This is a genomic window from Phenylobacterium sp. (assembly GCF_036264965.1).
In the GTDB taxonomy this organism is placed as follows: Bacteria; Pseudomonadota; Alphaproteobacteria; order Caulobacterales; family Caulobacteraceae; genus Phenylobacterium.
On sequence record NZ_DATAPY010000124.1, the window covers coordinates 52324 to 62096 of the forward strand.

Annotated in this window: 11 protein-coding genes, 1 tRNA gene and 1 pseudogene; 5 read left to right on the top strand and 8 right to left on the bottom strand. The window is 68.2% G+C overall.

Annotated features, from left to right (window positions below; all coding sequences use genetic code 11):
* Positions 1 to 17 precede the first annotated feature (17 nt).
* The 4 genes from map to VHS75_RS16580 all read right to left on the bottom strand — a co-directional run bounded on the left by map (position 18) and on the right by VHS75_RS16580 (position 2533).
* Complete coding sequence (gene map, locus VHS75_RS16565) at positions 18 to 851, bottom strand: type I methionyl aminopeptidase (RefSeq protein WP_329639720.1); 834 nt, start codon at positions 849 to 851, stop codon at positions 18 to 20.
* Between the two features lie 228 nt (positions 852 to 1079).
* On the bottom strand, positions 1080 to 1292 hold the full coding sequence (locus tag VHS75_RS16570) for a hypothetical protein (protein WP_329639721.1): 213 nt from the start codon (positions 1290 to 1292) through the stop codon (positions 1080 to 1082).
* 96 nt (positions 1293 to 1388) lie between these two features.
* Positions 1389 to 2135, bottom strand: coding sequence for a DNA/RNA nuclease SfsA (gene sfsA / locus VHS75_RS16575; protein ID WP_329639722.1), 747 nt, complete (start codon positions 2133 to 2135; stop codon positions 1389 to 1391).
* The gene (locus VHS75_RS16580; RefSeq protein ID WP_329639723.1) at positions 2135 to 2533 is read right to left on the bottom strand and encodes a hypothetical protein; all 399 of its coding nucleotides are present in this window, start codon (positions 2531 to 2533) and stop codon (positions 2135 to 2137) included. The genes sfsA and VHS75_RS16580 overlap by 1 nt, the downstream gene beginning before the upstream one ends.
* Positions 2534 to 2585: 52 nt before the next feature.
* Between VHS75_RS16580 and VHS75_RS16585 the strand changes: the two genes are divergently transcribed.
* From VHS75_RS16585 to VHS75_RS16605, 5 genes are all read left to right on the top strand, one after another.
* Positions 2586 to 3377: a competence/damage-inducible protein A gene (locus VHS75_RS16585; protein ID WP_329639724.1), complete on the top strand. Its 792-nt coding sequence runs from the start codon at positions 2586 to 2588 to the stop codon at positions 3375 to 3377.
* A 69-nt stretch (positions 3378 to 3446) separates the two neighbouring features.
* Positions 3447 to 3731, top strand: coding sequence for a hypothetical protein (locus tag VHS75_RS16590; RefSeq protein WP_329639725.1), 285 nt, complete (start codon positions 3447 to 3449; stop codon positions 3729 to 3731).
* A 175-nt stretch (positions 3732 to 3906) separates the two neighbouring features.
* Positions 3907 to 4626, top strand: coding sequence for a ParA family protein (locus tag VHS75_RS16595; RefSeq protein ID WP_329639726.1), 720 nt, complete (start codon positions 3907 to 3909; stop codon positions 4624 to 4626).
* 123 nt (positions 4627 to 4749) lie between these two features.
* On the top strand, positions 4750 to 5862 hold the full coding sequence (locus VHS75_RS16600; protein ID WP_329639727.1) for a hypothetical protein: 1113 nt from the start codon (positions 4750 to 4752) through the stop codon (positions 5860 to 5862).
* 54 nt (positions 5863 to 5916) lie between these two features.
* A tRNA-Leu gene (locus VHS75_RS16605) sits at positions 5917 to 6001 on the top strand.
* A gap of 46 nt (positions 6002 to 6047) precedes the next feature.
* Here the strand turns inward: VHS75_RS16605 and VHS75_RS16610 are convergent.
* The 4 genes and pseudogenes from VHS75_RS16610 to VHS75_RS16625 form a co-directional block, all read right to left on the bottom strand.
* Entirely contained in the window at positions 6048 to 6659 is a 612-nt protein-coding gene (locus tag VHS75_RS16610; protein WP_329639728.1) for an ABC transporter substrate-binding protein, read from the bottom strand.
* A 9-nt stretch (positions 6660 to 6668) separates the two neighbouring features.
* Positions 6669 to 8564, bottom strand: a complete 1896-nt coding sequence (gene dxs / locus VHS75_RS16615; RefSeq protein WP_329639729.1) for a 1-deoxy-D-xylulose-5-phosphate synthase — start codon at positions 8562 to 8564, stop codon at positions 6669 to 6671.
* Between the two features lie 48 nt (positions 8565 to 8612).
* Positions 8613 to 9479: a farnesyl diphosphate synthase gene (locus VHS75_RS16620; RefSeq protein WP_329639730.1), complete on the bottom strand. Its 867-nt coding sequence runs from the start codon at positions 9477 to 9479 to the stop codon at positions 8613 to 8615.
* 86 nt (positions 9480 to 9565) lie between these two features.
* Positions 9566 to 9773: pseudogene (locus tag VHS75_RS16625) on the bottom strand (hypothetical protein); the annotation flags it as partial.

Below are 9773 nucleotides of genomic sequence, written 5' to 3' on the forward strand. Positions count from 1 at the left end.
GCAAGGGCGCCGCGGCGTCAGGCGCTGATCATCGGCGGCCTGAACTGGCCGGTGGGCGAGCCGGTGAAGACCTCGTAGCCGGTCTCGGTGACGCCGATGGAGTGCTCGCACTGGGCGGAGAGCGACTTGTCCCGGGTCACCGCGGTCCAGCCGTCGGCGAGCAGTTTCACCTGGTGTTTGCCCAGGTTCACCATCGGCTCGATGGTGAAGAACATACCCGGCCGCAGCAACTCGCCCGTGCCGCGCTGGCCGAAGTGAAGGATGTTCGGCGCGTCGTGGAACACCTTGCCCAGGCCGTGGCCGCAGAAGTCGCGGACCACCGAGCAGCGCATGCTCTCGACGTAGGACTGGATCGCAAAGCCGATGTCGCCGGTCCGCGCGCCGGGCTTGGTGGCGTCGAGGCCGCGCTGCATGGCTTCGTAGGTGACGTCGATCAGGCGCTTGGCGCGCGGGGCCACGGCGCCGACGCCGTACATGCGGCTGGTGTCGCCGTGCCAGCCGTCGACGATGACGGTGACGTCGATGTTGGCGATGTCGCCCTCGCGCAAGATCCGCTCGCCGGGGATGCCGTGGCAGACCACGTGGTTGGCGCTGATGCAGACGGTCTTGGCGTAGCCGCGATAGCCCAGGCAGGCGGGAAGCGCGCCGTGGTCGAGGATGAACTCACGCGCGAGCGTGTCGAGGTGGTCGGTGACCACGCCCGGGACCACATGCGGGGTCAGCATGTCCAGGCACTCGGCGGCCAGCTTGCCGGCGACGCGCATGCCCTCGAAGTCCGCGGGCGTGTGGATTTTGATCTGGCCGGTGCGGAAATCGGCGTCGCCGAGGTCCAGGGATGCGGTGTCGTTCATGGCGGGTGCGTCGCGTTCCAGGGGTCTGCCCTATGTCGCAATGATACCACGAAAGTTCAACGGCGGCCTAAGGGGTGCACGGGTCACACTCGATTCCGCTCATCCCGGCGAAGGCCGGGACCCAGATGGAATGGCTCAGATGTGGGCTCTCTGAACTCTGAGATAGTCCAAGCCGCCACCGAGCTTTGAGATCTGGATCCCGGCCTTCGCCGGGATGAGCGGTTCAAATTAAGTCTGCCGGGTGTTGCTCCAGATCACCTGGGCGACGCCGACCAGAGCGAGGAGCGCGCCCCAGGCCACCCACTGCTTGTCGCCGACCATGAAGCCGACCTTGAAGGCGATGTTCAGGCCCTGCAGCACCCAGACGCCGCCCAGGCAGACCATGAGGACGCCGAGCAAACTCGAAACGAGCCGCATGACGATGTTGAAGATGTTGCGCATTGGGGCTCCCGACCGCGTCTCGTTGGCCTGACCATGCGCCGCGGGGGCGAAAGCCTCAATGACGTAACGCCGGTTGGCCGGCGCGGGCGGGCGACTTTACATCATCCGGAGGCGGTGAGTGATGCTGACGCTGTGGCGATCCATTTCACAGCCATAGGCCAGAGCTTCGACTCCTCTGGTCGTGGCCTTCCGCAGATTGTCGCTGAAAACAGGGTCGAGATCGGAAGCCAACGAAAAGCGGTCACAGTCGTTTCGCTGGACAACGAACAGGACGACGGCGCGCTCTCCGGCTTCTACCTTGGCCCGCAATTCGGCGACATGGCGAAGTCCCCGTTCCGATACGCAGTCTGGAAATTCGGCCAGTCCGTCCCCGCGATGCAAAGTCACGCTTTTGACTTCCAACCAGCAGGCCGGACGGTTCGAGCCTTCGAGCAGGAAATCCACGCGGCTCGCTGTGCCGTAACGGACCTCCGCGCGAACTGAACCGTAGCCCGACAGTTCCGGGATGGCTTCCCGTTTGAGGGCTTCAGCGACCAATCCGTTCGCCCGCATCGTGTTCACGCCCACCAACGCCGGAGTTACTGCAACGTCCGACTTCAGGGTGTTGATGCCGACCAGGCCGCCGTCGGCCTCCACCAGTTCGAGCGTGTGGGCGAGCTTGCGCTTGGGGTCATCGGAGCGGGAGACGTAGGCCCTGAGGCCCGGCGTGTTGAGGCCCAGCATGGCGCCGGGGTTCGGGCAGTGGGCGGTGATCTCGCGCCCGTCGTCCAGGGTGACGTCGGCGAAGAAGCGCTTGTAGCGGCTGACGAGGGTCCCGCGGGCGAGCGGCGAGGGGAAGTCCATCAGGGCTGGGTCTGCGTGCAGGCGGCGAAGGCCTTGCAGGTCCACTTGGTCGCGCAGGCCTCGCGGACGAAGCTACCGAGCACGCCCAGGCGATGGAAGGTGTCGAGCGAGGCGATATTGGCGCAGGTCAGGCCGGCCTCGACGCGGGCGCAGCGGTAGCCGACCGCATCCTCGACCTTGTGGCGCTGGGCCGGCGTCAGGCGTTCGACGAAACCTTCCATGATCAGCTCAAGGTCGCCGGCGGACAGGTCCTGCAGGTCGCGTCCCGGGCATTGGCGGTTTAGTTCCGCAACGAAGGGCGTCATGGCGCGTCCGTAGGGCGTCTTGGGCGCCGCGTGGATCGACGGGGCGGCGAGTGTGAACAAGACGGCGGCGAGGAACAGTTGCGGAAGGCGCATGGGCGGGGCTAGTCCGAGCGGGAGGCGTGAGATTTAGGTGAGGGATCGGCGGATGGCGAGCGGCGAAGATGGGCGGGTCACCGCCGCGGTGCTGATCATCGGCGACGAGATTCTGTCGGGGCGGACGCAGGACACCAACCTGCGCGACATCGCCAGGTACCTGGCCGTTCACGGGGTGGACCTGGCCGAGGCGCGGACGGTGCCGGACGTGCACGAGGAGATCATCGCCGCGCTGGATGCTCTTCGGACCCGCTACGACTACGTGATCACCACCGGCGGCATCGGGCCGACGCACGACGACATCACCGCTGACGCGGTGGCCGCCGCGTTTGGCGTCGAGCTCTACGAACACCCGGAGATCATCGAGCTGATCGAGGCGCGGGTGCGCTCTCGGCCCGGCGCGGTGATGAACGCGGCGATGCGGCGGATGGCGCGGGTGCCGGTCGGCGGCGAGCTGGTGAAGAACCCGGTGCAGGGACCGCCCGGCTTCACCATCGGCAATGTCTTCGTCCTGGCCGGCGTGCCGTCGATCATGCGCGGCATGCTGGAGGACGTCGGCCCGCGTCTGCGCGGCGGGACGGTGACGGTGTCGCGCACCGTGCGCGTCGAGGGCTCCGGCGAGAGCGTGATCGCCGCCCCGCTGGAGGCGGTCGCCAAGGCGCATCCGGCCATGTCGCTGGGCAGCTATCCGTTCTTCGACGGGACGCAGTTCGGCTCGAACCTGGTGCTGCGCGGGCGCGATCCGCAGGAGCTGGCGGCCACGGTGGCGGAACTGATCGCGGCGCTGAAGGCCGAGGGCGTGGCCAGCGTTAGGGAAATGGAACCTGATACCGCTGTAACTTGATTTGGCGGCCGGCCGCCCTTCGGCTATGGCTCCAGATCACACGTTATCCTGGGAGAGTTCCTCTTGTTGTTGAGTGCGCTGCTTGCTGCGACGGTCCTGATGGCCGACACCACTCCGGCCGCCGCCGCTGCGGCGACCACCGTCGCGGCCAAGCCGGCCGAGGCTACGGCTACGGCTACGGCTACGGCTGCGCCGGCGGCTAAGAAGACGGAAAAGCCTAGGTTGATCTGCAAGACCGAGCAGGTCACCGGTAGCCTGATGCCGAAGAAGACCTGCTACAGCAGCGATGAACTTTCCCAGCGGCGGCAGGACGAGCGTCAGAACCTCGAGCGGATTCAAGAATTTTCGCACTGAGGGCGTTCCTCGGACCTTCACCGTCAGGCCGGGAGCCGCGCCGCCGTGCGGCGGGGCCCCGCTGCAAACTCGCTTTGCCCTGTGGATAAGTCTGTGCATTAGTCACGACCGCGAGCGCGTTCGGGGACGGACGCCCAGCGCCCTTTCAAGGGCGCGGCCTGTTGGGAGGCCTCGGGTGAAGACACTGGCGGTGATGTCCCGCAAGGGCGGGGCCGGCAAGACCACGGTCGCGGTTAACCTGGCGCTGGCGGCGCGGGCCGCCGGGGTGAAGGCGGTGCTGGCCGACGCCGACCCGCTGCGCTCCGCCTGCGAGGTGCTGCGCGAGCGCGACGAGGCCGCGGGCCTGTTCTTCGAGACCAGCGCGTCCAAGCTGTTCACGCTCACCGAGGCCTGCCGCCGCGCGGGCGCCGACCTGCTGATCATCGACACCCCGGCCGCGCCGGACGCGGACGTCGCCGAGGCGGTGAAGGTGGCCGACCTCTGCCTGGCGGTGTCGCGGCCGACCTATCTCGACCTGGCCGCCGCGGTGCGCTCCGTGGCGATCATCCAGCGGCTGGGCCGCGAGGGGATGATCGTGCTGAACCAATGCCCGGCGCCGCGCAACGGCGTCGAACCGCCCTCGGTGGTGAAGGCCTTCGAGGCGCTGCGCTTCGCAGGCCTGCCGGTGACGCCGGCCGTGCTGCGCTCGCGGCTGATCTACCAGACCGCCTTCTCCCAGATGCGCTCGGTGCTGGAGATCGACCAGCGGGGCTCGGCCTCGGCGGAGGTGCGCGAGCTGTTCGCCCAGGTCTGGCGCGCGATCGGCGGCGAGCGCCGCGCGCCGCTGCGCACCGCCAATGACGACCTGCGCCGCCCGGCGGGCCGGACGGGCGGTCTGGTGCTTCGCAACGGCTAGCCGCCTCAGGCCGACGAAGTTCAGCGAACAAGACAATCCGAATTAAGGGCCCCTTCGTCTTTGGCTGGCACAGTCCCTAAGTAGTTCTGCGTAACCTTAAGGCTTCTGGTCGGGGGCGACGTCGTGGCTGAGACCTACCGCAGCATGCGAGCGCTGGAGCGCACGGCCTCGACCAGCCGGGTACTGAACCTCGCGGCCCTGGCGGTGAAGCATGCCGAGAACCCTGAACACCAGGCGCATCCCATGTTCCTGGCGCCGGCGCTGAACGCCGCGGTGATCCTGAAGCACCGGCTGCGCGCCAACGAGATCGCCACCGTCTCCACCCGCCATCGCACCGCCACCAAGCTGATCGTTCCGTTCGAGCGCTCGGACCTGAGCCTGGGCGGCCGGTCGCTGTTCGTCGGCGACCGCGGCTGGATGGAAAGCCTGCAGGAACTGGCCGGCGACAGCTTCGACCTGGGCCGCGACGCCGGCGTGCTGGAGGCGCTGGACGAACTGCCCTCGCTCGATCCCTTCCTGCTGCGCGAGCACATGAAGCGGCGCGGGTTCGAGGTCGCCGAGACCCACTTCGAAATCTCGCCCGGCGACCTGGCCACCATGCAGCAGTTCGTGGGCCGCGAGATCGGAAGGCTGATCGATCTGGCCTACAAGGGGCGCACCTCCAGCGAGGCGAATATCAGCCGCCTGGTGGAGGCGTTGCTGTCGACCCGCAACGACGAGCGGCTCGAGCCCCTGCGCCTGACCCTGCGCCTTGAGGGCGAGAGCTATCGGGAGGGCATCTTCGCCTGGAAGGGCTTCCTCTATTACAAATGGGTGCTGAACAGCCTCTGGCCGAAGCTGCGCGAGGTGCTGGTCGAGCTGATGAAGGTCAGGACCGTGGGCCCGCGCGATTTCGAGCATGAGTCGCTGGTGCGAACCCTGAAGGTGCGACTGCACGACAATATCGAGCGGCAGGTGAAGTCGGTGGCCGACTACCTGCGGCTTTATGATGGCGTGTTCTCGGAACTGACCCGGGACGGCAACGCCACGGCGTTCCGCGACTTCCTGCTGCGCTCGCCCGAAATGCTGGTGGCGTTGGGCGAGGGCGCCGGCGTGGTCAGCCACATCGCCTCGTTCTGGCGGTTCCGGTTCCCGAAGGGCAAGCCGCTGGAAGCCAACGTCAGCGAGCTCCTGGATATCCTGCAGGACTTCGAGTCGGGCCTGGGCGGCGACGCGCCGGCGGTGATGGCGGCTTAGCGCTCCAAGGCCCTATCGACCGCAAATGCGCGGTCAGATAAGCCTCGTCCGGACGGGGACTTGGCGGAACTGGTAGACGCAAGCGACTTAAAATCGCTCGGAGCAATCCGTCCGGGTTCGACCCCCGGAGTCCCCACCAACCCGGCGCCGCGCTGCATAGGCGCGGCGGCTCCGATCGCGCCGGGTTATTTGCTCTCGACGAGCTGGTTGGCGCGGCTGTTGAGCTTCTTCGCCAGGGCCGCCGCGCCGCCTGAGCTGAGGGTCGCGGCGAATTCGGAGCGCTGGCCCAGCATGGAGCTCACGGCGCCGTTGTAGTAGACGTCGATCACCTTCCAGCCGCCGCCGGACTGACGCATCCGGTAGGCCAGTTCGGTCGGAGCGCCAGCCCCGGTGAGACGGGTCCGCACCAGCTTGTCGGGGCCGCGGGTGTCGACCTTGTCGATGGTGAACTTCTCGCCGTCGTAGCGGTCGAAATTGTGGGCGTAGGTCGCCGTGGTCATGTGGGCGAACGCCTTGACCAATTCAGCCTGCTGATCCGGCGGCAGGGCGCTCCAGCCCGATCCGACGGCGAAGCGCGTCATCATCGGCAGATCGAAGGCCTGCTCGATGGCGGGTTTGAGCGCATCGTAGCGCCCGCGCGGCCCGAGCTTCTTGGCCTGCTTCATGACGTCGAGCAGGGCCGTATCGAAGGCGGCGATCTGCGTCGCGGCTGGATCGGCAGGCTGCGCTTGGACGGGGAGGACCGGAACGCCGGCCGCCACCGCCACGGCAAGGATCAGCGAACTCAATTTGCGCATGGGCTGGGCTCAGGCTGTCCTGGCGAGGCTGGTCTCCACAACGCGCGCGATGTCGCCGCCGTTCAGTCCGGCCCGCGCATATTGTTTCACCATGTCGTCGTGGTCCTGGAACTCGTCGGGGAGGACCAGGGTGCGCACCGCCAGGCCCGACCGCATCAGGTCGTTGTTGACCAGGTAGTCGAGCACCTGACTGCCGAAGCCGCCGATCGAACCCTCTTCGATGGTGACCAGCATGTGGTGGCTCTGCGCCAGCCGGCGGACGAGATCGCGGTCGAAGGGCTTGACGAACCGCGCGTCGGCGACCGTGCAGGAAATGCCGCGCGAGCCCAGATGGTCGGCGGCCGCCAGCGCGGCCTGGAGACGGGTTCCGACGCTGAGGAGAGCCACGTCCTTGCCCTCGCGCAGCACGCGCCCGCGGCCGATACGCAGCACCTCGCCCTGGGCCGGGAGGGGGACGCCGATGCCGTCGCCGCGGGGGTAGCGGAAGGCGATGGGCCCCTTGTCGTAGGCGGCGGCTGTGGCGACCATATGCACCAGTTCCGCCTCATCGGAGGCCGCCATGATCACGAAGCCCGGCAGGCACCCGAGATAGGCCATGTCGAAGGCCCCGGCGTGGGTCGCCCCGTCGGCGCCCACGAGCCCCGCGCGGTCAATGGCGAAGCGCACGGGCAGGCCCTGCAGGGCGACGTCGTGGATCACCTGATCGTAGGCGCGCTGCAGGAAGGTCGAGTAGATGGCGCAGAAGGGCTTGTAGCCCTCGGTCGCGAGACCTGCGGCGAAGGTCACCGCGTGCTGCTCGGCGATGCCGACGTCGAACATGCGACCGGGGAAATGCCGGCCGAACACGTCCAGGCCGGTGCCGGAGGGCATGGCGCCGGTGATGGCCACGATGCGGTCGTCGCCGGCGGCCTCGCGCACCAGAGCGTCGGCGAAGACCTTGGTGTAGGTCGGCGCAACCGCCTTCGGCTTCACCTGGACCCCGGTGACCACGTCGAATTTCGACACCGCGTGCAGCTTGTCCGCCGAGCTCGCCGCGGGCGCGTAGCCATGGCCCTTCTCCGTCACGACATGCAGCAGGACCGGCCCGTCCAGGCCGTTGTCCCGGATGTTCTCCAGCACCGGGAGCAGGTGGTCGAGATTGTGGCCATCGATCGGGCCCAGATAGAGGAAACCCAACTCTTCGAACATCGTGCCGCCCGCCAGTATGCCGCGGGCGTATTCCTCGGCGCGGGCGGCGGCGTGGTGCAGCGGCCGCGGCAGATGTTCGGCGATGCCCCGACCGAACGCACGCAGGTTCTGGTAGCTCTTGGAGGAGACGATCTGGGCGAGATGGCGACTGAGGGCGCCGACCGGCGGTGCGATCGACATGTCGTTGTCGTTGAGGATCACCAGCAGCTGACCCTTGCGCGCTCCGGCGTTGTTCATCGCCTCGTAGGCCATGCCGGCGCTCATGGCGCCGTCACCGATCACGCAGATGACGCGATTGTCGCCCCCGGAAAGGTCGCGGGCCACGGCCATTCCCAGGCCGGCGGAGATCGAGGTCGACGAATGCGCCGCGCCGAACGGATCGTATTCGCTCTCGCTGCGCTTGGTGAAGCCGGACAGGCCGCCGCCCTGGCGCAGGGTGCGGATGCGCGCGCGCCGCCCGGTGAGCACCTTGTGTGGGTAGGCCTGATGCCCGACGTCCCAGATCAGCCGGTCGCGGGGGGTGTCGAAAACATGGTGCAGGGCGACGGTGAGCTCGATGACCCCGAGACCGGCGCCCAGATGTCCGCCGGTCACCGAGACGGCGTCGATCGTCTCCTGCCGCAGCTCGTCGGCCAGCCGCCTGAGGTCCTCCCTGGAGAGATCCCGCAGGTCCGCAGGGACATTGATCTGGTCTAGCAACGGACGGGCGACGCTCATGTAAGCCTCTTCAGACATTCCAACCAATCAGGCAGCTGCATGTTTCGTTCAGGTGCGGCGGTCGAGCAGGTAGAAGGGCAGGGTTCGGAGGCGCTCGGCGCCCTCGCCGAAGGGCGCCAGAGCCTCGCACGCCCGCGCCGCGAGGCGGGCGGCCTCGTTCCGGGCCGGCTCGACACCCCAGTGCGACACCAGCGTGGCCTTGCCCTGCGCGGCGTCCTTGCCGACCTGCTTGCCGGCGAGTTCGGCGGACCCCTCCACATCGATCAGGTCGTCGCTGATCTGGAAGGCCAGGCCGAAATCGCGCGCGAACGCGAAGAGCGCCGCCCGCTCGCCGCGAGACGCCTGGCCGAGGATCGCGCCGGCCAGGCAGGAGAATTCGAACAGGGCGCCGGTCTTCTTGGCTTGCAGTTCGATGATCTGGTCGATGTCCAGGCGGCGCGTCGGGGCCTCGATGTCGATCATCTGGCCGCCGATCATGCCGTCGCTGCCCGCCGCCCGCGCCAGGCTGGCCACAAGCTCCGCGCGGACCTCGCCGGAGGGATGGGTGGCGGGATCGGCGAGCAGCTCGAACGCCAAGGTGAGCAGGCCGTCTCCGGCCAGGATGGCGGTGGCCTCGTCGAACTGTCGGTGCACGGTGGGCTTGCCCCGTCGCAGATCGTCGTCATCCATCGCCGGCAGATCGTCGTGCACCAGGGAATAGGTGTGCAGGGCCTCGATGGCCGCCGCGACGCGCAGCGCGCCGGTCGAGGGCGTCCCGAACAGCGCCGCGCTCTCCAGGACCAGGAACGGCCGCAGCCGCTTGCCGCCGGCGAACACGGCGTATCGCATCGCCTCCTGGGCGCGCGCGTGCAGTCCGCTCGGCTTTGGAAGCAGATCGTCGAGCACAGCCTCCACCTGGGCGGCCGCCGCGGCCATGCCCACAGCCAGACGCTCGCGCGCCGCGGGGCTCGAAGGGTTGTGAGCTTGAGATCGCCTTTCGCGTTCGCCAGCCGCAATGCCGTTCACGTCTGGGCCTCCATCGCCGGCTGGCGCCTCGCGGGCGGCGGGGCCGCCTGGGGAACCGCGGCCAGTTCCGCGGCTCTGGCTTCGACCAGTCCGACGATGTGGTCGACCATCTGTTCGTTGTCCATCTTGTGGTCGGGCTTGCCGGCCACATAGACCATGCCGGCGCCCTTGCCGCCGCCGGTGAAGCCGAGGTCGGTCATCAAG

Coding starts and splice junctions, on each gene's coding strand:
- map (WP_329639720.1), bottom strand. CDS start 851: ATGAACGACACCGCATCCCTGGACCTCGGCGACGCCGATTTCCGCACC.
- VHS75_RS16570 (WP_329639721.1), bottom strand. CDS start 1,292: ATGCGCAACATCTTCAACATCGTCATGCGGCTCGTTTCGAGTTTGCTC.
- sfsA (WP_329639722.1), bottom strand. CDS start 2,135: ATGGACTTCCCCTCGCCGCTCGCCCGCGGGACCCTCGTCAGCCGCTAC.
- VHS75_RS16580 (WP_329639723.1), bottom strand. CDS start 2,533: ATGCGCCTTCCGCAACTGTTCCTCGCCGCCGTCTTGTTCACACTCGCC.
- VHS75_RS16585 (WP_329639724.1), top strand. CDS start 2,586: ATGGCGAGCGGCGAAGATGGGCGGGTCACCGCCGCGGTGCTGATCATC.
- VHS75_RS16610 (WP_329639728.1), bottom strand. CDS start 6,659: ATGCGCAAATTGAGTTCGCTGATCCTTGCCGTGGCGGTGGCGGCCGGC.
- dxs (WP_329639729.1), bottom strand. CDS start 8,564: ATGAGCGTCGCCCGTCCGTTGCTAGACCAGATCAATGTCCCTGCGGAC.
- VHS75_RS16620 (WP_329639730.1), bottom strand. CDS start 9,479: ATGGCCGCGGCGGCCGCCCAGGTGGAGGCTGTGCTCGACGATCTGCTT.